19 protein-coding genes are annotated in these 20,133 nt (G+C 70.1%); 6 read left to right on the top strand and 13 right to left on the bottom strand.

Translation table 11 applies throughout. The features are described 5' to 3' along the window. The first annotated feature begins 22 nt into the window (after window positions 1–22). Window positions 23–655 (top strand): response regulator transcription factor, encoded by a 633-nt coding sequence (locus Q0741_RS15085; RefSeq protein ID WP_298234035.1) that lies wholly within the window; start codon window positions 23–25, stop codon window positions 653–655. Window positions 656–744: 89 nt separating this feature from the next. Here Q0741_RS15085 and Q0741_RS15080 read toward each other — a convergent pair whose 3' ends face one another. From Q0741_RS15080 to Q0741_RS15070, 3 genes are all read right to left on the bottom strand, one after another. Then, window positions 745–1,140, bottom strand: coding sequence for a response regulator transcription factor (locus Q0741_RS15080; protein WP_298234034.1), 396 nt, complete (start codon window positions 1,138–1,140; stop codon window positions 745–747). A 127-nt stretch (window positions 1,141–1,267) separates the two neighbouring features. Next, window positions 1,268–2,170, bottom strand: coding sequence for a tRNA glutamyl-Q(34) synthetase GluQRS (gene gluQRS, locus Q0741_RS15075; RefSeq protein ID WP_298234033.1), 903 nt, complete (start codon window positions 2,168–2,170; stop codon window positions 1,268–1,270). 123 nt (window positions 2,171–2,293) lie between these two features. Then, on the bottom strand, window positions 2,294–3,283 hold the full coding sequence (locus tag Q0741_RS15070; protein ID WP_298234032.1) for a LysR family transcriptional regulator: 990 nt from the start codon (window positions 3,281–3,283) through the stop codon (window positions 2,294–2,296). A gap of 75 nt (window positions 3,284–3,358) precedes the next feature. Here Q0741_RS15070 and Q0741_RS15065 point away from each other — a divergent pair, with 75 nt between their 5' ends. Together Q0741_RS15065 and Q0741_RS15060 are read left to right on the top strand one after the other, a co-directional pair. After that, window positions 3,359–4,060, top strand: coding sequence for a pirin family protein (locus Q0741_RS15065; protein ID WP_298234031.1), 702 nt, complete (start codon window positions 3,359–3,361; stop codon window positions 4,058–4,060). Window positions 4,061–4,107: 47 nt separating this feature from the next. After that, window positions 4,108–4,827, top strand: a complete 720-nt coding sequence (locus tag Q0741_RS15060) for a DUF599 domain-containing protein (RefSeq protein WP_298234030.1) — start codon at window positions 4,108–4,110, stop codon at window positions 4,825–4,827. A 13-nt stretch (window positions 4,828–4,840) separates the two neighbouring features. Here the strand turns inward: Q0741_RS15060 and Q0741_RS15055 are convergent, their stop codons facing one another. Beyond that, window positions 4,841–5,752 (bottom strand): alpha/beta fold hydrolase, encoded by a 912-nt coding sequence (locus Q0741_RS15055; protein ID WP_298234029.1) that lies wholly within the window; start codon window positions 5,750–5,752, stop codon window positions 4,841–4,843. 38 nt (window positions 5,753–5,790) lie between these two features. Continuing rightward, window positions 5,791–6,531 carry a sulfurtransferase gene (locus Q0741_RS15050; RefSeq protein WP_298234028.1) on the bottom strand — a complete coding sequence of 247 codons (741 nt, stop codon included), beginning with the start codon at window positions 6,529–6,531 and terminating at the stop codon, window positions 5,791–5,793. Window positions 6,532–6,571: 40 nt separating this feature from the next. On the opposite strand from Q0741_RS15050, the gene dnaE reads away from it, so the two are divergent. Together dnaE and Q0741_RS15040 are read left to right on the top strand one after the other, a co-directional pair. Continuing rightward, window positions 6,572–10,096, top strand: coding sequence for a DNA polymerase III subunit alpha (gene dnaE / locus Q0741_RS15045; RefSeq protein ID WP_298234027.1), 3,525 nt, complete (start codon window positions 6,572–6,574; stop codon window positions 10,094–10,096). A gap of 79 nt (window positions 10,097–10,175) precedes the next feature. Beyond that, window positions 10,176–10,640: a hypothetical protein gene (locus tag Q0741_RS15040; protein ID WP_298234026.1), complete on the top strand. Its 465-nt coding sequence runs from the start codon at window positions 10,176–10,178 to the stop codon at window positions 10,638–10,640. Window positions 10,641–10,646: 6 nt separating this feature from the next. On the opposite strand, the gene Q0741_RS15035 is transcribed toward Q0741_RS15040, so the two are convergent. Continuing rightward, window positions 10,647–10,964 (bottom strand): helix-hairpin-helix domain-containing protein, encoded by a 318-nt coding sequence (locus tag Q0741_RS15035; protein ID WP_298234025.1) that lies wholly within the window; start codon window positions 10,962–10,964, stop codon window positions 10,647–10,649. Window positions 10,965–11,047: 83 nt separating this feature from the next. Between Q0741_RS15035 and Q0741_RS15030 the strand changes: the two genes are divergently transcribed. Beyond that, window positions 11,048–12,832 (top strand): ABC transporter transmembrane domain-containing protein, encoded by a 1,785-nt coding sequence (locus tag Q0741_RS15030; protein WP_298234024.1) that lies wholly within the window; start codon window positions 11,048–11,050, stop codon window positions 12,830–12,832. An 18-nt stretch (window positions 12,833–12,850) separates the two neighbouring features. Here Q0741_RS15030 and Q0741_RS15025 read toward each other — a convergent pair whose 3' ends face one another. From Q0741_RS15025 to lapB, 7 genes are all read right to left on the bottom strand, one after another. Then, complete coding sequence (locus Q0741_RS15025; protein WP_298234023.1) at window positions 12,851–13,891, bottom strand: glycosyltransferase family 10; 1,041 nt, start codon at window positions 13,889–13,891, stop codon at window positions 12,851–12,853. After that, window positions 13,888–15,087 (bottom strand): glycosyltransferase, encoded by a 1,200-nt coding sequence (locus tag Q0741_RS15020; RefSeq protein ID WP_298234022.1) that lies wholly within the window; start codon window positions 15,085–15,087, stop codon window positions 13,888–13,890. Before Q0741_RS15020 ends, Q0741_RS15025 begins: the two co-directional genes overlap by 4 nt. Then, the gene (locus Q0741_RS15015) at window positions 15,084–15,728 is read right to left on the bottom strand and encodes a NeuD/PglB/VioB family sugar acetyltransferase (protein WP_298234021.1); all 645 of its coding nucleotides are present in this window, start codon (window positions 15,726–15,728) and stop codon (window positions 15,084–15,086) included. Before Q0741_RS15015 ends, Q0741_RS15020 begins: the two co-directional genes overlap by 4 nt. After that, the gene (locus Q0741_RS15010) at window positions 15,718–16,827 is read right to left on the bottom strand and encodes a DegT/DnrJ/EryC1/StrS aminotransferase family protein (RefSeq protein WP_298234020.1); all 1,110 of its coding nucleotides are present in this window, start codon (window positions 16,825–16,827) and stop codon (window positions 15,718–15,720) included. Before Q0741_RS15010 ends, Q0741_RS15015 begins: the two co-directional genes overlap by 11 nt. 284 nt (window positions 16,828–17,111) lie before the next feature. Continuing rightward, on the bottom strand, window positions 17,112–18,050 hold the full coding sequence (locus Q0741_RS15005) for a UDP-glucuronic acid decarboxylase family protein (protein WP_298234019.1): 939 nt from the start codon (window positions 18,048–18,050) through the stop codon (window positions 17,112–17,114). A gap of 71 nt (window positions 18,051–18,121) precedes the next feature. Further along, complete coding sequence (locus Q0741_RS15000; protein ID WP_298234018.1) at window positions 18,122–18,859, bottom strand: glycosyltransferase; 738 nt, start codon at window positions 18,857–18,859, stop codon at window positions 18,122–18,124. Between the two features lie 39 nt (window positions 18,860–18,898). Next, window positions 18,899–20,044, bottom strand: a complete 1,146-nt coding sequence (gene lapB, locus Q0741_RS14995; RefSeq protein ID WP_298234017.1) for a lipopolysaccharide assembly protein LapB — start codon at window positions 20,042–20,044, stop codon at window positions 18,899–18,901. Window positions 20,045–20,133 lie beyond the last annotated feature (89 nt).

Here is a 20,133-nt window from a genome sequence, read left to right as displayed (position 1 = left end):
AGGGCTAAAGGTAGGTAGAGCCATGATCCGCGTTGCCATCGTTGACGATCACGCCATCGTTCGGGCCGGCTTGAGACAGTTCCTGGCCGAGCAGGAGGACCTGCAGGTCACCGGGGAGGCGGCCAATGGCCGCGAGGCGCTGGAGCTGCTGCGCAAGGGCGAGCTGGACGTGATGCTCATGGACCTGTCCATGCCCGGCCACGGCGGCGTGGATGCGCTGCAGGCCGTCAAGGCCCGCGCGCCGGAGCTGCCGGTGCTCATCCTCAGCGGCTTCCCCGAGCAGCATTACGCCACCACGCTGCTGCGCCAGGGCGCCGCGGGCTATCTCAACAAGGAGTGCGAGCCCGAGGAGATCGTGAAGGCCATCCGCACCGTGGCGCGCGGGCGGCGCTACATCACGCCGGCGGTGGCCGAGCTGCTGGCCGACCAGCTCGACGGCGGCGGCGACAAGGCGCCGCACGAGCTGCTGTCCGAGCGCGAGTTCCAGGTTTTCCTGCGCCTGGCCCAGGGCGAAACCATCGGGCACATCGCCGACCACATGGCCCTGTCCGTCAAGACCGTCAGCACCTACCGCACCCGTGTGATGGAGAAGATGAACCTGTCCTCCAACAGCGATCTCACCTACTACGCGCTCAAGCACGGCCTCATCCAGTAAGCCGGCCTTCCGGGCCGGACCCACGCGGCGGGCGTGGGCTGCCGACAAGGGCAAGCGGTGTGCGCGCTGCCGGTGTGGCGGCGGTGGCTTCAGTGGTCGGTGGCCGCGGCGCCGGCAAGCTGCATGCACCAGGCGATGAGGGTGTCAATCTCGTTGGACTTGTCGAACACCTCGTCGGCACCCAGCTCCAGGCAGCGACGGCGCATGTCGGGCGTGGCGAAGTTGCTGAGCACCACTTTCTTGGTCAGCGGGCGCAGCTTCTGCGCCGCCTGCAGCACGCCCAGGCCCGTGCCGCCCTTGAGGAAGATGTCCACGATCATCAGGTCGCAGTGCTTGCCGGCCTCGGCCAGCCAGCGCAGCGCGGTGCTTTCATCCTCGGCCGAGCCCACGACCTGCAGCGGCACCAGTTCTTCCAGGGTCGCAATCAGGTTCTCGCGAATGACGGGACTGTCTTCGACGATGTAGGTGCTCAGTGGTGATGACATGGGCCGGATGTCGTGGTGCGCGCCCTGATCGGCGTGGGCGCATGTTAGGTCGAGCACCAAGGACTGGCTGTAGTCGCGCGCGGTTGCTCGCTGTAGGAAGCTTCCTACCGCGAGTGCCCGGCCTCACTCACCTAGCGTCCACCCAGCGCCGGGCCCAGGCCTCGGTCGCCCGCGTCAGCCAGGTGTCCACGTCACCGGCATCCACTCCTGGCAACTGCAGTGCCTGCCCCGCGGTGCGCAGCGCGGCCAGCGGATCGTCCAGCGCCAGCGGTGGCGCGCCATGCTGCTTGGACAGCTTCTCCCCGCGCGCGTCCAGCACCAGGGGCAGGTGCAGGTACGCGGGCAGCGGCGCCTGGAGCTGGCGCTGCAGCCAAATCTGGCGCGGCGTGTTGTCCGCCAGGTCCTCGCCGCGCACCACGTGCGTGATGCCCTGCTGCGCGTCGTCCACCACTACGGCGAGTTGATAAGCCCAGCAGCCGTCGGCGCGCTTGAGCACGAAGTCGCCCACCGCGTGCGTCAGATCCTGCCGTTGCGGGCCCAGCCGTCGGTCCTGCCAGTCGATGCGCGTTGGCGCATCCTCGGTGCCGCAGCGCAGCCGCCACGCGCGCGCGGGCTTGCCGTGCAGCCCGTCGCGGCAAGTGCCGGGATAGACGCGCTCCTCGTGCCGCTGGTGCTCGTGGCCCTGGGCCGAGAGCGCCACCTCGATGTCGCGCCGCGTGCAGCCGCAAGGGTAGGCCAGGCCGCGCTGGACCAGCCCGTCCAGCGCCTGCTGGTACAGGGCCTGGCGCTGCGACTGCCACACCGGCGGCTCGTCCGGGCGCAGGCGCAGCACGTCGAGTTGGCGCAGGATCTCGCGGTCCGCGCCGGGCACGCAGCGCGGGCCGTCCGTGTCCTCGATGCGCACCAGCCAGCGCCCGCGCTGCGCGCGCGCGTCCAGCCAGCTCGCCAGCGCGGCCACCAGCGAGCCCGCGTGCAGCGCACCCGTGGGCGAGGGCGCGAAGCGCCCAACGTAGCTCTTCTCAGCGTTCACTTGTCCATCCACGAGCCGCGGCCGGCCGGTCACTCTTCACTTCCAGACTCTGATTTCTGTTCGTACCTCGACACCTCGGCACGAGTGGCCTTTCGAGGTTCGAGAACTTCTCGGGAGGCCTTTTCAGTCCACCGGCATCGGCATCCCGCAGTGGCGCTCCAGCAGCGCCTTGCGCGTGGCCGGACTCTGCAGCTGCTCCAGCCACCACTGCAGCGCCAGGCCCTGCGGCGCCTTGCGCGGCTGCGGCGCGGCCGAGGCGCGCCAGGCGTAGCCCAGGCGCGCGCGGGTCTGCTTGCGCTGCGTGGCCTTGACCACCAGCCGCCCCGCGCGGATGTGCTCGCGCGCGATCGGCTCGGGCACGAAGCCGCAGCCCAGGCAGCGCAGCTGCGCCTCGATCTTGGCCTGCAGGCTGGCCACGGTGAACACGTCCTGCCCGGGCAGCAGGTTCACGGTCAGCGGCGTGAGGCGCTGCGCCGAGTCCGCCACCGCCACCGCGCGGTGGCGCAGCAGCTCGGCGTCGGTGATCGTCCCCTCGTGCGCGGCCAGCGCGTGGTGCGGCGCCACGGCGAAGACGAAATCGATCTCGCCCAGCGTGCGCAGCTCGATGCCCGCCGGCACCGCGTGGTCCACGTCCACGCCGATGGCCAGGTCCGCCTGTCCCGACACCAGCGCCTCCCAGGTGCCGGCCAGCACCTCGGTGCGCAGCCGCAGCCGCGTGCCCGGGCCGTCCTGTCCGGCCGGGCGCAGCGCGTAAAAGGCCTCGCACAGCTCGAACATGGTCAGGCGCGAGATCACGCCGTCCATCGCCACCGTGAGCTGCGTCTCCCAGCCGCCGGCCACGCGGCGCACCCGGTGCGCCACCGCCTCCATCTCCGCCAGCAGGCGCCGGCCCTCGCTGAGCAACTCCTCTCCGGCGGCGGTGAGCTTGGCCTGTCCCGAGCGCCGGTCGAAGAGCAGCACGTCCAGCGCGTCTTCGAGCTGGCGCACGCTGTAGGTGAGCGCCGAAGGGACCTTGCCCAGCTCGCGCGCCGCCGCGGCGAAGCTGCCGCAGCGCGCGATGGCGTCCATCATCGCCAGGGCGTCTGGCGTCAGGGCGTTGTGCCGCTTCATCATCGTTTCATCTTATTTGAACGGGCACTTCAAGCCCTTAACGGCTTGGTTACAGCTTGGTTGCCTACAGTGGTCCGCATGATCAGCGTGCGCAAATCGGAGGACCGGGGCTTTGCCGACCACGGCTGGCTCAAAAGCTTTCACACCTTCTCGTTTGCCGACTACTTCGACCCGGCCCACATGGGCTTCGGCAACTTGCGGGTGATCAACGAGGACCGCATCGCCCCCGGCACCGGCTTCGGCACCCATGGCCACCGCGACATGGAGATCCTGAGCGTCGTGCTCGAAGGCGCGTTGGCGCACCGCGACAGCCTGGGCCACGCCGGCCTCATCCGGCCTGGCGAGGTGCAGGTGATGAGCGCCGGCCGTGGCGTGCGCCACAGCGAGACGAACGGCGCCCCCGGCGCGGTGACGCATTTCCTGCAGATCTGGCTGCTGCCCCGCGAGACCGGCATCGAGCCCGGCTACGCGCAGCAGGCGGTGGATCCCGCGCGCAAGCGCGGCCGGCTGGCGCTGGTGGCGGCACCCGATGCGTGGGAGGGCGCGCTGCGCTGGCATGCCGACGCGCGGCTGCACGCCGGCTGCTTCGACGGCGAGGAGTCCGCCACGCTGATGCTGGACGCGGGCCGCCTGGGCTGCGTGCACGTGGCACGCGGCAGCGTGGAGCTCAACGGCCAGCGCCTGCGCGCCGGCGACGCGGCGATGCTGCGCGACGAGCCGCGCATCGAGTTGCGCGCCGGGAAGGACGCCGAGGTGCTGGTGTTCGACCTGGCGCCCTGATCGCCCCGGCCCGGGCCCGCCCCGGGGCGTCGCTACAGTGGCGCCCCATGAAAAATTTGATCGACCTGCTGGGTGTGCTGCCCTGGCCGGACTGGCTGGCGCTGGCTTGGTTCCTGGGTGGTTGGGCGGGCTACGCCACCTTCTCGCGGCGCCAGGGCTTCGCCGAGCGTTCGCTGCTGGCTACCAGCAACCGGGTGCGGCGGCAGTGGATGCTGCAGGCCACCTTCCGCGACAACCGCGTGCTCGACGGCGTGGTGGTGCAGAGCATGACCTCGGGGCCGAGCTTCTTCGCCTCCACCACCATCCTGATCATCGGCGGCCTGCTGGCCATGCTGTCCACGACCGAGCGCGTGGCGGAGCTGGTCAAGGAGATCCCGTTCGCCGCCCGCACCAGCGTGCTGATCTTCGACCTCAAGCTGGTGCTGCTCACGGGCATCTTCGTGCACGCCTTCTTCCGCTTCACCTGGAGCCTGCGCCAGTACAGCTTCGGCGCGCTGCTGGTCGGGGCGGCCCCGGACCGGGATGTCTTCGCCGGCATGGGCGAGCGCGCCCCGGCCGAGCGCGAAGCCTTCGCCGACCGCGCCGGCCATGTCATGGCGCTGGCGGCCGAGGCCTTCAACGACGGGCTGCGCGCCTACTACATGGCTTTCGCCGTGGTGGGCTGGTTCTTCTCGCCGGTGTTCTTCATGGCCGCCACCGCCGGCGTGCTGTGGGTGCTGTACCAGCGCGAGTTCCGCTCCGAGGTGCTCAAGGCGCTGCGGACCTGAGCGGCCCCTGTGCTCAATGCCCGTCGAGGAAGGGCTGCACCGCCGCCAGGCTGCGGGCCGGCGCTTCTTCCTGTGGCAGGTGGCCCACGCCGGAGAGCAGCAGCAGACGGCTGCCCGGGATCTTGCTGCGCAGCGACTGCGCCTGGACCAGCGGCGTCAGGCTGTCCTCGTTGCCCCACAGCAGCAGCACGGGCACTTTCAGCTGGCTGAACATTGCCTCGCTTTCCTGCTCGCCCGGCCGCTGGCGCCACTGCTGCAGCAGTGCCCAGCGGTTGCCCTCGCGCTGCAGCAGCTCCTGGCGCCGGTCCACCCGCGCCGCGGTCACTTTCGCGCTCGGGGCGTAGAGCCATTGCAGCGTGCTGCTCACCAGCAGGCGCGGCAGCATCGAGGCCACCAGCCACTGCGGCAGCGGCAGCGAGGGCAGCACGCGCAGCGGCACGGGCAGCGACTCCGGGTCCTGCGGCGCGCTGGATACCAGCAGCAGCCGCGCCACGCGCCGGGGCGCCTGCAGCGCCATCTGCGCCGCCACCTCGCCGCCATGGCCATGGCCGACCAGGCGCATGCGCTCCACGCCCAACTGGTCCAGCAGCGCCAGCACGCGCCGCGCGTCGGCCTCGCTGCGGTAGTTCCCTTCGCGGGCCGGGTCCGAGAGGCCGTTGCCGGGCAGGTCGATGCGGATCACGCGGTGCGTGTTGCGCAGCGCCCGGGCCCAGTCCTCCCAGTCGTGCAGGCTGCCGCCCAGGCCGTGCAGCAGCACCAGGGGCTGCGGATCCAGCAGCGGCCCCTCGTCGCGCAGGTGCAGCACGCGCTCGTCCACCTCCATGAAGCGCGAGGGCGGTGCGGCCCAGCGTTCCACCAGCGTCTGCGCCGGGCGCTCCGGCGCATGCGACACCGCTACCAGCAGCGAGGTGGCCAGCAGTGCCACGCCGGCCATCCGTACCAGCACCGCCCGTATGCCCATCGTCAGCAGGCCGGCGCGGGCTGCAGGTCGGGTGCCAGCCCTTCTCGCTCGTCGAAGACGAAACAGGCGCCGCGCCAGCGCGGGGCGTGCGTCTGCTCAAAGTACTTGAGGATGCCGCCTTCGAGCTGCCACACGTGCGCCAGGCCCGCCTCCTGCATCAGCAGCGCCGCCTTCTCGCAGCGGATGCCGCCGGTGCAGTAGCTCACCACCGTCTTGTCCTGGAGCTGTCCGAGGTGGGCGTGCAGCGCGGCGGGGAAGTCGCTGAACTTCTTCAGCCGCCAGTCGATGGCGTCCTCGAAGGCGCCGGCGTCCACCTCGAAGCCGTTGCGCGTGTCCAGCATCACCACCGGGCGGCCGTCGTCGTCGTGGCCCTGTTCGAGCCAGCGCGCCAGGGTGGGCGCCGGTAGCGCCGGCGCGCGGCCCTGCGCGGGGCGGATGGCCGGATGGTTCATGCGAATGATCTCCCGCTTCACCTTCACCAGCAGCCGCCGGAAGGGCACCGTGTCGCTGAAGCTTTCCTTCGGCGCGATATCGGCAAAACGCGCATCCGATTGAAGCTGCGCGACCCAGTCGCGCACCGCCTCCGGCGCGCCGGCCAGGAACAGGTTGATGCCTTCCTCGGCCAGCAGCACGGTGCCCTTGAGGCCCCGTGTCAAGGCTTCGGCGTGGAGCTTTTCGCGCAGCGCGCCCGTGTCGAGCAGGGAGAGGAACTTGTAGGCGGAGATGTTCAGAACGGCATTCACGGCCGGGATTCTGTCAGGCCCCCCTCCGTAAAATCCCGCGATGCCTTTCGTTCACCTGCGCACTCATACCGAATATTCCGTCGTCGACGGCACCCTCCGCATCGACGAGGCCGTGGCCGCCGCCCGCAAGGACGGCCAAGTGGCGCTGGGCATCACCGACCTGAACAACCTCTTCGGAGCGGTCAAGTTCTACAACACCTGCCGCAAGAAGGGCCTCAAGCCCGTCATCGGCGTGGACGTGTGGATGGAGCCCGAGGAAGGCCAGAGCCAGCCGAGCCGCCTGGCGCTGCTGGTGCAGGACATCGACGGCTACCACAACCTCAGCGAACTGCTGGCCCGCGCCTGGACGCGCAACACCCAGCGCGCCCAGGCCTGGGTGAAGTGGGAGTGGCTGCAGGAGCTCGCGGGCGGGCTGATCGTGCTGTCCGGCGCCGACTGCGGCTGCGTGGGCATGGCCCTCACCGCCGGCGACACGCGCCGCGCCAAGGCCGCGGCGCAGCGCTTGGCGGCGCTGTTCCCGCAGCGCTTCTACCTGGAGCTGCAGCGCGCCGGGCTGCCCGGCAACGAGGCGCACGTGCGCTCGGCGGTGCAGCTCGCGGCACAGCTGCAGCTGCCCGTGGTGGCCACGCACCCGGTCCAGTTCCTGGAGCCCGAGGACTTCGAGGCCCACGAGGCGCGCGTGTGCATCGCCGAGGGCGAGACCCTGGGCAACCCGCGCCGGGTGAAACGCTTCACGCGCGAGCAGTACTTCAAGACCCAGGCGCAGATGGAGGCGCTGTTCGCCGACATCCCCAGCGCGCTGGAGAACAGCGTCGAGATCGCCAAGCGCTGCAGCCTGAGCCTGGTGCTGGGCAAGCCGCAGTTGCCGGACTTCCCCACGCCGCTGCTGCCCGACGGCAGCCGCATGCCCATCGCCGACTACTTCCGGCAGGCCTCCTTCGAGGGCCTGGAAGGGCGGCTGAAGATGCTGTTTTCCGACGAGGCCAAGCGCGAGGCGGAGCGCCCGCGCTACGTGGAGCGGCTGGAGTTTGAGATCGGGACCATCCTGAAGATGGGCTTCCCGGGCTACTTCCTGATCGTGTCGGACTTCATCAAGTGGGCCAAGGAGAACGGCTGCCCGGTGGGCCCGGGCCGGGGCTCCGGCGCGGGCTCGCTGGTGGCCTACGCGCTGCTGATCACGGACCTCGACCCGCTGCAATACAACCTGTTGTTCGAGCGCTTCCTCAACCCCGAGCGCGTGTCGATGCCCGACTTCGACATCGACTTCTGCCAGGGCAACCGCGACCGGGTCATCGAGTACGTCAAGGACAAGTACGGCCGCGAGGCGGTGAGCCAGATCGCCACCTTCGGCACCATGGCCGCCAAGGCCGCGCTGCGCGACGTGGGTCGCGTGCTGGGCATGGGCTATGGCCACGTGGACAGCATCGCCAAGCTCATTCCCGCGCCGCCGGGCAAGACGGTGACGCTGGCGAAGGTGCCGGACAAGCCCGAATCCAACGTCATCTACGCGCGCCAGGAGGCGCCGGAGCTGGAGCAGCGCGAAGCGGCCGAAGAGGAAGTGGCGGAGCTGCTGAAGCTGGCCATGAACGTCGAAGGCCTGGTGCGCAACATCGGCATGCACGCCGGCGGCGTGCTGATCGCGCCGGGCAAGATCACCGACTTCTGCCCGCTGTACCAGCAGCCCGGCAGCACCTCGGCGGTGAGCCAGTACGACAAGGACGACGTGGAGGCCATCGGCCTGGTGAAGTTCGACTTCCTGGGGCTGGCCACGCTGACCATCCTGGAGTTGGCGCGCGAGTTCATCGTCAAGCGCCACGCGGACCAGAAGGACTTCGCCTTCGAGACCATCCCGCTGGACGACCGGCGCGTCTACGAGCTGTTCTCCAAGGGCCTGACGGAGGCGGTGTTCCAGTTCGAAAGCCGCGGCATGCAGGGCATGCTGCGCGACGCCAAGCCCAGCCGGCTGGAGGACCTGATCGCGCTCAACGCGCTCTACCGTCCGGGCCCGATGGACCTGATCCCCACCTTCGTGGCGCGCAAGCACGGGCGCGAGCCGGTGGAGTACCCGCATCCCTTCACCGAGCCGGTGCTGGCCGAGACCTACGGGATCATGGTCTACCAGGAGCAGGTGATGCAGGTGGCGCAGGTGCTGGGCGGCTACTCGCTCGGCGGCGCCGACATGCTGCGCCGCGCCATGGGCAAGAAGAAGCCCGAGGAGATGGCCAAGCACCGCGAGATCTTCCGCGCCGGTGCGAAGGAGAAGGGCATCGACCAGGCCAAGGCCGACGAGGTCTTCGACCTGATGGAGAAGTTTGCGGGCTACGGCTTCAACAAGTCGCACGCCGCCGCGTACTCGCTGCTGGCCTACCACACGGCCTGGCTCAAGGTGCACTACACGGCCGAGTTCTTCGCGGCCAACATGACCATCGAGCTCGACGACACCGACAAGCTCAAGGTGCTGCTGGCCGATGCGCGCGGCAACTTCGGCATCGAGTTCGACCCGCCGGACGTGAACCACAGCGTCTACCGCTTCGAGCCGGTAGAGAACAAGCGCATCCGCTACGGGCTGGGCGCGATCAAGGGCACGGGCCAGGGCGCCATCGAGGCCATCGTCGCCGCGCGCAAGGAGGGCGGGTCCTTCAAGAGCATCTTCGACTTCTGCGCCCGCGTGGACCGCGGCCGCGTCAACAAGCGCGTGGCGGAAGCGCTGGTCAAGGCCGGTGCCTTCGACACCCTGCATCCCGACCAGCGCGCTTCGCTGCTGGCCAGCGTGAGCCTGGCCTTCGAATGGGCCAACACGCAGGCCGCGCATGCCGACCAGGGCGGGCTGTTCGACTTCGGCGACGACAGCCACGGCTCCAGCGCCCAGGAGCCGCCGCTGGTGGCGGTGGAGCCCTGGAGCATCAAGGAGCGGCTGCTGCACGAGAAGACGGCCATCGGCTTCTTCCTGAGCGGCCACCTTTTTGACCAGTGCGAGCAGGAGGTGCGGCGCTTCGCGCGGCTGCGCGTGGCCGACCTGCAGGACAGCCGCGAGCCGCAGCTGCTGGCGGGCATCGTGACCGAGCTGCGCATCGTCAACGGCGCGCGCGGGCGCGTGGGCATCTTCAAGCTCGACGACCGCAGCGGCTTCATCGAGGCCGTGGCCGACGAGCGGCTGCTGGACGCCAACAAGGAGCTGCTGCGCGACGACGAGCTCGTCATCGTGCAGGGCAAGTGCCAGCCGGACCGCTTCAGCGGCGGGCTGCGGCTCAACGTGCAGCAGGTGTGGGACCTGGCCGCCGCGCGCTGCCGTTTCGCGCGCTACCTGCGCGTGCCGGTCAACGGCACCGCGCCGCCGGTGGAGGAGGTGCTGCGCGACTTCCCGGCGCGGCGCACCGAGGACGAGGCCGGCGAGCAGGTGCAGGGCCTGACGGTGCGGCTGCTGCTGCAGCGCGAGGGCGCGCAGGCCGAGCTGGACCTGGGCGACGCGGCGCGCTTCTATCCGTCCGACGAGGCGCTGGCGCGCTGGGCGCGTGGCACGCACGGCCTGAGCCGCCTGGTGTACGGCGCCGACGCTACAAGCTGATGCAACTGCGCCGCCGGCGCTGTCGCCGCCACGGGCGCGCGGTGCGTTGGGATGCTTCGATTACTTTGCAAAGATCCCGATGAGAGTCCTGCTGAGCGCCGCGCTGGCTGCCGTTTCGCTGTTGTCCCTTGCCCCCGCGCACGCCACGGACGTGGGCGTGTCGGTGCAGATCAGCCAGCCGGGCGTGTACGGCCGCATCGACGTCGGCCGCTTCCCGCAGCCCGCGGTGGTGGTGCAGCAGCCGGTGGTCATTCAGCAGCCGGCCTACGTGGTGGCGCAGCCCCAGCCGGTGTACCTGTGGGTGCCGCCGGGGCACCAGAAGAAATGGAGGAGCTACTGCGGCCGCTACAACGCCTGCGGCGTGCCGGTGTACTTCGTGCAGGACCGCTGGTACCGCCAGCACGTGCTGCCGCACCGCGGCGAGCGCCATGACCACGGCGATCGCGGCAGGCGCCATGACCACGACCATGACCGCGGCGGGCGCCACGACCGCGACGACCACCATCACGGTCACGGCCACGGCCGGGGGCACGACAAGCATTGATGAGCGTCAGCGCGGCGGCGGCTCGTAGGCCCGCTCGCCCACGCGCAGCCCCTGGGCCGACAGCCGCTCGGCGCTGCGGACGCTGACGCCGGGCACGCGCGCGATCAGGTCGGCCCAGTCGGCGAAGGGCTGCTTCGCGCGCTCGGCCAGCAGCTTTTCCGACATCGACACGCCGATGCCGCGCAACTGCTCCAGCTGCGCCTGCGTGGCGGTGTTCACGTCCACTGCGGCTCCGTGCGCGGCCGTGGCAGCCACCATCAGCAGTGTCAGCACGACGCCTCGGGCCAGCGCTGGCCACGGACGAATCACGGTAGGCAAGGGCATGGAGGCTCCTTTCACGGGAGGTTCCGAAAGCCGCCCGGCACTGGGCGGGGGCCGCGGAAAACTTCGATAGCATCCCGCCCCTGATGACTACCACCCCCCCTTCGACTGGGTCCTCGTCGGCGTCCCGCACGAGCAGTACGCCCACCAGCAACCGAGAGGTCGCCAAGCGGCTGGGCCGCTATTTCTGGCCGCAGCGCTACGGGCTGCTGGTCTCGGTGGTGGCCTTCCTGCTGGGCTCGGCCACCGAGCCGCTGATCCCCAAGCTGCTGCAGGTCGGCCTGGACAAGGGCTTCCTGGCCGAGCCCGCCTTTCCGCTGTGGATGGTGCCGGTGACGCTGATCGGGCTGTTCCTGCTGCGCGGGGTGTTCAGCTTCGCCGGCACCTACATGCTGCGCCGCAGCCTCTCCCGCGTGGTGCTGGGCCTGCGGCGCGACCTCGCCGATGCGGTGCTGCGCGCCGATGCCTCGCTGTTCGCGCGGCTGTCGTCGGGCGTGGTGGTGTCCAAGACCATCAACGACCCGCAGAACATCGCCGAGATGCTCGGTGGCGCGATGCTGACGCTGCTGCGCGACGGCACCACCGCGCTGGCGCTGCTGGTCTACCTCTGCTATCTCAACTGGCAGCTCACGGCGCTGTCGCTCATCACCGTGCCGCTGCTGGGCGTGGGCGTGCGGCTGGTGCACCGGCGCGTGCACAAGGTGGGCAGCGCGGCCTACGAGGCGCAGATCGGGCTGGTGGCCGTGGTGGACGACCTGGCGCGCGCCTGGCGCGTGATCCGTACCTTCGACGCCACCGAGTTCGAGCGCGGGCGCTTCAATCGGCAGGCGAGCCACGTGCAGCGCATGGACGTCAAGAGCGTGGCCGCGTCGGCGCTGATGACGCCGATCTCGCAGCTCGCCGCCAGCTTCGGCGTGGCCGCCATCGTCACCCTGGCGCTGTACCAGGCGCAGACCGACGGCTCCACCGTGGGCGAGTTCGCGGCCTACGTCGCGGCGCTGCTGCTGCTGGTGTCCAAGACGCGTCACCTTACCGACGTGTCGCGGCCCATCACCGCGGCGCTGATCACCGCGCGCGGCACCTTCGAGCTGCTGGACGAGCCGGCCGAGCCCGACCCGGGCCGGCGCACGCTGGAGCAGGCCAGCGGCGAGATCCGTTTCGAGGACGTCTCGCTGCGCTACCCCGGCGCCGAGCGTCCCGCGCTGGACCACCTGAGCCTGGCCGTGCCTGCCGGGCGCACCGTGGCGCTGGTGGGCAGCTCCGGCGCGGGCAAGAGCACGGTGGTCAACGCGCTGCTGGGCTTCACGGCGCCGGACGCGGGCGATGTACAGCTGGACGGCGTGTCGCTGCGGGAGCTGAGCAAGGCCTCGCTGCGCCGGCAGTTCGCGGTGGTGACGCAGGACATCGTGCTCTTCGATGCCTCCATCGCCGACAACGTGGTGTACGCCCAGCCGCGCGACCTCGCGCGCGTGGAGAGCTGCCTGCGGGCGGCGGCGCTGTGGGACTTCGTCGAGTCGCAGCCCGAAGGGTTGGACGCGTCCATCGGCATCAACGGCAGCCGGCTCTCGGGTGGGCAGCGCCAGCGCCTGGCCATCGCGCGCGCGCTCTACAAGGACGCGCCGGTGTGGATCCTGGACGAGGCCACCTCGGCGCTGGACACCGAGAGCGAGCGCGCCATCCAGCAGGCGCTGGAGCAGTGGCACGGACGCAAGACCATGATCGTCATCGCCCACCGCCTGAGCACCGTGCGCAACGCGCATGCGATCTGCGTGCTCGAAGGCGGCCGCGTGGTGGAGCAGGGCACGCACGCCGAGCTCATGGCGCTGGACAAGCGCTACGCAGCCATGGTGAGGGCGCAGGCGGCGGGGTGAGGCCCGCTGCGGCCGGCCTCAGGCCGGCTGCGCCTGCGGCTGCAGCTGTGCCAGATCGGCGGTGATGCCCTCCACCAGCGTGTGGCAGAAGTGCGCGTTGCTGTAGCGCGTGCTGGCCGGGCTGAGCAGGAACTCGCGCATGGCGTGCTGGTAGCGGGCGAAACGCGCTTCGTCGATACCTTGCAGCGCCTGCAGCAGCTGCGCCATCGAGCCAAAGGCGTCGCCGTCGATGTAGCACTCGCGCGGGATGTTCTCCGTGGCGCGCGGGCCGCCCACGTACACCGGCACGCAGCCGGTGGTGAAGCAGTCGAAGATCTTCTCCGTCAGGTAGCCGGGCGCGCCGCGTGAGTTCTCGTAGCACAGCGCGAAGCGCGCGCGCAGCAGCACCTCGCTCTTGTGGTGCACGCTGCCGCGCCAGCTCGGGAAGGGTTTCAAGTCGGGCTGCAGCCTGGCGCGCCACTCGTGGAGGCGCTTGCGGATGCGGCCCCAGGCGCCCGGCTGCACCGCCGGGATGTTCCAGCCGCGGCCGTAAAGCGCAAACAGCTGCGGCGCCTGTGCCTCGAAGAAGCGGATGGCCTCGATGCGCTTGTCGTGCAGGTTGCGCGGGTCTGGGTGCCGCAGCGCCTTGTTGGAGGCCAGCATCACGCAGAACAGGTCGCGCCCGTCCCAGCCCGGCACCTCCTTCACCGTCAGGTCGTTGGGGTACTCCAGGCGGCGGAAGCGCTGGCCGTCGATCAGGTCCTCGTTCCAGGTGAACACCAGCCGGTAGCGCGCGAGCTGCGCCGGGTTGGCGTTGAGCGGGCGCACCAGCGGGTCCTCGTAGAGGAAGGTGTAGCTGGGCCGCTCGGAGGGAAGGTTGCGCTGGGCGTTGAGGTGCAGCTCGAAGGCGACCTCGCGGCCCTCGTTGCGATCGGGCGTGTTGAGCTCGATGCCGGCATCGGCGAAGCGCGCGCGCAGCTCGCGCCAAGGCAGGAAGAAGTCGCCGCCGTTGGGGCCGGCGCCCGGCGTGAAGGGCCGGTTGTCGCGCATGCGCTGCACGACCAGGTTGGCGTAGATCATTTGGTGTTATGGCGAGCAGCGTCCAGAGCCTGCAAAAGAACATTGCCGCAGCGAGCACGTCGGGCATGGCCGCGTTCGAGCAGCACGGCCGGCGGCGGGCGGTCCACGGGATGGGCCTGTAGGGCGGCGTGCATCTGCGCTGCCAGGCTGGCCGGGTCGCCGGCGCGGAAGAAGCTCACGTGGGGCTCTTCGATTTCCCGGTTGACGGGAATGCCGGAAAGGATGGCGGGTACGCCCAGCGACACGGCATCGAAGCCGGCGCCGCCACCAGGCCCTCCTTCGGACAGTGTGGGCTGCACCAGGGCCACGGCATGGCGCAGCAGCGCGATCTGCTCGTGCTTGGGGATCAATCCCAGCACATGTACCCGCGGCTCGATGCCCAGGGCGCGCACCTGCTCCATCACATCGGCGAAGTAGCGGTTGTTGCGGAAGTCGCCCGTCTCGCCGGTGCATACCAGGTGCAGCGTCGGGTGCGTGGCGGCCACCTGCGCGAAGGCACGGAAGGCGGTGAGGTGGTCCTTGTGCTGCCAGAACTGGTTGCAGACGATGAAGTACGGGCCGTCCACGCCCAGCTTCTGCAGTGGCGGGGGGGGCAGCTCCAGCCAAGCCGGGTTGGGCTCGGCGCTGAAGGGCAGGGCGAATACCTGGGCGCGTGCGCCGGGAACGAAGCGGCGGATGTCGCTCTCGACCGCCCGGGCGTTGACGATCACCGAGCTTGCCCGCTCCAGCATCTGGGCGAAGGCACGGTCGCGCCGCGCCGCGGAGCGCGGCCTGAACAGCTGGGGCAGGTGCCGGTGCTGGAAGTCGTACACGTAGCCGACCCAGGGCATGTCGCCATCCAGCGACAGCGGCTTGATGGCGGGTACCAGCACGTCCAGGTTGAGCTTGCGGAAGCTGCGCCGCAACGCTTGGCGGCCGATGTCGATTTCGTGCGGCGTGACACCGGCGCCGATGCTCGCCACGGCCGCGTCGATGGTGGCTCGGCTGGGCAAGGCCGCCGGCGTGGCGCGCGTGAGGCGGTCGCGAAAGGCCCGCAGTGCCGTGCGCGTGCGCAGGAGCGGCCCGTCCACCGGCAGCAGCAGGTGCAGTTCCAGGGGCTCGCCCGTGGCCCTGAGGCTGGCAGCCACCATGCGCAGGAAATCGAGTCCGCCACCCCAGTTGACGAAGGTGTGGCCGAGGATGCCGATGCGCCTCATTTGATGCGCCGCGCCGGCGCGCCGACGTAGACGCCGGCTTCTTCGAGCGAGCGGGTCACGACCGCCCCCGCGCCCACCGTCACGGCCGAGGCAATGCGCAGCCGCTCCAGCACCTGCGCGCCCGTGCCCAGCAGGCAGCCGTCGCCAATGTCCACGTTGCCCGAGATGTTGGAACCGGGGTTGACGACGTTGCAGTCGCCCAGGTGCGTGTCGTGGCCCACGGTGACGTTGAGGTTCAGCAGGTTGAAGTCGCCCAGCGTGATGTCGCAGGTCAGCGCCGCGCCCTGGCAGATGAGGTTGCCCTGCCCCAGCCGCACGCTGGCCTCGTCCAGCATCACGCCGGGGTGGACGAGGTTGGGGAAGTGCAGGTACGGATTGGCCGACAGTTGGGACGCCAGCTTCTGGCGGATGGGCGGGCGCCCGATGCCGATGGCCACGTCCGCGTCCACGCCCAACTGCAGCAACTGCGCGTCGGTGCAGCGCACGCTGCCGTGGTGCAGGCGCTGTCCGATCTCCGCATCCGAGCCGGCGACGTAAGCGATCGTGGCCCAGCGCTGCGCATGCGGGTCGATGCAGCGGGCGAGGTGGGCGATCTCCTTGGCCAGCCCCGCGGTGCCCAGGATGTAGAGATCACGCGCCATGGTGGGAGAAGTATTCGCGTGCCGCCGAGGCGATGCAGGCCACATCCTCATCCTTCAGGCCGGGCCAGCTGGGCAGGTTGATGCCGCGCCAGGCCAGGTCTTCGGCTACCGGGTGGCGGCGGTAGTGACGGTCGTACATCGGCATGGTGTGCACGGGGAAGAACAGCGGGCGGGTTTCGATGCCCGCGGCGGCCAGGTGCTCGCGCAGTCCTTCGCGGTGCTCCGGCGTGCGTGTGAGCACCGACACCATCCAGTAGCTGTGTACCGTCTCGGTCAGCTCGGCCTGGAACTCCAGCGGCAGCCCGGCCAGGGCGTCGCGGTAGCGTGCGGCCAGGGCGCGCTTGGCGACGATGAACTCGTCTGCCCGCTCCAACTGCGCCAGGCCGATGGCCGCGGCGATGTTGGTCATGCGGTAGTTGTAGCCCACCACGTCGTGCCAGTACTCGCGGTGCGCGGCCAGGCCCTGGCCCTTGTAGTGGCGGCAGCGCTCGGCCAGCGTCTTGTCGTTGGTGACCACCATGCCGCCTTCGCCGGTGGTGATGGTCTTGTTGCCGAAGAAGCTGAACGTGGAGATGTCGCCGAAGGTGCCGACGTGCCGGCCCTTGTAGAGCGTCCCGAAGGCTTCCGCGCAGTCCTCGATCACGAACAGCCGGTGCTTGCGCGCCAGGGCCGTGAGCGCGTCCATGTCGCAGGACTGGCCGTAGAGGTGCACCGGCATGATGGCGCGCGTGCGTGGCGTGATGTGCCGCTCCACGTCCGCGGGATCGAGCTGCCAGCCCCGCGCCTCGGAGTCCGCGAAGACCGGCGTGGCGCCGGTGTAGGTAATGGCATTGACCGAGGCGATGTAGGTCAGCGTCGGCACGATGACCTCATCGCCGGGCCCCAGTCCGAGCGCCAGCAACGCCAGGTGCAGCGCCACGGTGCCGTTGCATACCGAAGCCGCATGTGCCACGCCGATGCGCGAGGCGAAGCGGTTCTCGAACTCCCCCACAAAGCGACCCCGCGACGAGATCCACGAGGTGTCCAGGCACTCGTTGACGTAGGCCTTTTCGTTGCCGCTGAGGTCCGGCTGGTAGACAGGGATCTTGAATTTGCTCATCGGTGTTGCGGAAGACGAAAGAGGCCGCCCGTCAATGGAAAAGACGGCGGCGGGAAAGCGTGAATGCCTCACCCAGCCTCGTACGGCGCAAGGCAGGGGGAATTCCCTGCCTTCGATGGCCTGCTCGACCTGGGTCGTTGGCGTGCCGGATGCTGCCAGACTGCCTATACAGCCTGACAGGCAGCGACGCCTAAACGGCGGATTTTCCCATGTCGCTCAGGCCTGCATGGCAGGCGGATGGCGCAGAGGCGGCATCCGTGGCGATGCCTGGCGCCCCCCGGCCCTCACCGCGCCAGCGTGGCGCGGAAGTACGCGATGGTTTCCTTGAGCCCGTCCTCCAGGCTCACGCGCGGCTGCCACTGCAGCATGCGTTGCGCGACCGAGATGTCCGGCCGGCGCTGGCGCGGATCGTCCTGGGGCAGCGGCGCGAATGTCAGCTTCGACTTGCCGCCCACGAGCCTGAGCACCAGCTCCGCCAGCTGCAGCATCGTGAACTCGCAGGGGTTGCCGATGTTCACAGGCCCGGCAAAGTCCGCCGGCGTGTCCATGAGTTTCACCAGGCCCTCGATGAGGTCGTCCACGTAGCAGAAGCTGCGCGTCTGCTGGCCGTCGCCGTAGATGGTGATGTCCTGGCCCCGCAGCGCCTGGACGATGAAGTTGCTCACCACGCGGCCGTCGTTGGGGTGCATGCGCGGGCCGTAGGTGTTGAAGATGCGCGCCACCTTCACCTCCAGCCGGTGCTGGCGGTGGTAGTCGAAGAACAGCGTCTCCGCGCAGCGCTTGCCCTCGTCGTAGCAGGAGCGCGGGCCGATCGGGTTGACGCGGCCCCAGTAGTCCTCGGTCTGCGGATGCATCTCGGGGTCGCCGTAGACCTCGCTGGTGGAGGCCTGCAGGATGCGCGCCTTCACGCGCTTGGCCAGGCCCAGCATGTTGATCGCGCCGTGCACGCTGGTCTTGGTGGTCTGTACCGGGTCGTGCTGGTAATGGATCGGGCTGGCCGGGCAGGCCAGGTTGTAGATGCGGCCCACCTCGACGTAGAGCGGGAAGGTCACGTCGTGGCGCATCAGCTCGAAGTGCGGGTTCGCCAGCAGGTGTCGGATGTTCTGCTTGCTGCCGGTGAAGAAGTTGTCCACGCACAGCACGTCGTGCCCGGCTTCGAGCAGCCGGTCGCACAGATGGGAGCCCAGGAAGCCGGCGCCGCCGGTGACGAGGATGCTTTGCATGCGAAGAAGTCCTTGGGGGGGCTGGTGCACCAGCAGGCGCAGTGCCGGTTCCCCCCGGGACTTCTCCTCAATCAGGCTCGCCAGTGGTCGGCGATCCAGGGCGCCGGCCTGGCGTGGCGCCAGTTGCCGTTGCTGCGCCCGGCCAGGGCGTCGGGCGGGTTCATCACGCCGTGGAAGATCAGGATGCGCGCCCCTTCGGGCTTCGCCGGCGCGCGGAAATAGTTCAGCGGGAAGCGCGGGATGCAGTGGTACTTCCAGCTCGCGCACCAGGCGGCGGGCCAGTAGTCGAGCTTGCCCTGCTTGTGCAGCACGTCGGAGAGAAAGGCCTGCTCGTTGCGGAAGTTGGCGCGCGCCTCTTCGGGCCGGGCCCGGAACTGCGCCAGCACGTCCGCGTGCGCGCCCAGCTCGAAGCGGTAGACCGAGGAGTTGCCGGTGACGCGCCAGGGCCGCTTCCAGTCGTGAATGATCAGGAACTCCCCCGGCTGCTCGAAGAAGGGCGTGATGTCGTCCACGATCACCACGTCCAGGTCCAGGAACAGCGCCGTGCCGCGCAGGCCGTGCAGGTCGGCCTCGAAGGTGGTGAGCTTCTTCCAGCCGCGCTCGGGAATGCCCGTGGGCAGCGCCAGGTCCGGAATCGGCAGGCAGCGCACGTCCGGGTGCACGCCGGCGCCGTCGTCGGTCAGGCACGCGAAGGTGAAATCCCCGCGCAGGTGGCGGCGCACCATGGCGTAGAGCCGGTTGACGTACTCGGGGCCGTACTTGGTGCCCCATTTCATGCAGAGGATGACGCGCTGCGGGCTGCTGCTCATGGCGGTTCGGTTCAAGGTGGTCGGGCGCAGGGCGTCGGATCAGAGGTCTTCGATGCGCCGCGGCGGATAGGTGTCCCAGCTCTGGCAGCCCGGGCATTGCCAGAAGTAGTTCCGCGCTTCGAAGCCGCAGGCCGCGCAGCGGTAGCGCTGCATGGGCTGCGCCGCGCGCGCCACGGTGGCCTGGATGCGGGTGCGGATGTCCTCGGCCCACTCCGCGGGCGGCAGCTCCAGCACTTGCGCCGCCACCGACAGCGCGGGCTGCTGGCGCAGGTGCGACTGCAGGCGCTGCGCCGCCGTGGCGGGCTCGTCGAGCCGGCGCAGCGCGCCCAGCAGGTCGGTGTCGGGCTGCTGGTCGTAGAGCGCCTGGATCTGCTCGCGCGCTGGCGCGGGTTGCCCCAGGGACAACGCCGCTTGGGCGTAGGCCGGGGCCACCAGCGAGAACACGGCCGGGTGGCGGGCGCGCAGCGCGTCCCAGCTCTGCAGCGCCTGCACCGTGCGGCCGGCGCGCAGGTGGCGCTCGCCCTCTTGCAGCCAGGGCCTCGGCGCGGTGGGCGCGGCTTCGCGCGCGCGCTGCAGCGCGGCCTCGGCGGCTTCAGTGTCGCCGCGCGCGTCCGCCTCCTGCGCCAGTTCGCACCAGTAGTGCGAGATGCGCGTGGCGAAGGAGCCGATGCCGCTCCTCTCCAGCCGCGCGGCCACCTCGGCGGCGGCGCGCCAGTCGCGCGAACGCTCGTGCAGTGTCAGCAGCGCCAGTCGCGCCTCGGTGTCGAAGGGCGTGCCCTCCAGTGCGCGGAACGCCTCCTCGGCGCGGTCGAACAGCCCCGCCTTCATGAAGTCCTGCGCCAGCGCGTGCTGCGCGCGCTCGCGCTCGGCGGCGGGCAGGTCGCCGCGCTGCAAGAGGTGCTGGTGCACGCGCACCGCGCGCTCAAACTCGCCCCGGCGGCGGAACAGGTTGCCCAGCGCGAAGTGCAGATCGGCGCTGTGCGGGTCGTCCTGCACGGCCTCGACGAAGGCGTCGATGGCCTTGTCCTGCTGCTCGTTGAGCAGCAGGTTCAGTCCCTTGAAGTAGGCCTTGGGCGCGTCGCGCTGCTCGCGCACCCATTGCCGCATTTCCAGGCGCGAGGCCAGCCAGCCCAGCGCGAAGGCCACCGGCAGCGCCAGCAGCAGCCACAGCGGATCGAGCACCATGACTTACAGCCCCTCGCGCGGCGGATGCTCGGGCAGCGGCTCGGCGCCCTCCGGCGCGGCCGGCGCCGCGGCCGTGGCGCTGGGCGCCG

Source organism: uncultured Azohydromonas sp., assembly GCF_937926365.1.
Classification (GTDB): Bacteria; Pseudomonadota; Gammaproteobacteria; order Burkholderiales; family Burkholderiaceae_C; genus Azohydromonas.
Note: the sequence above shows the minus strand (reverse complement) of the source record. Positions and strands in the feature narration are given on the sequence as shown.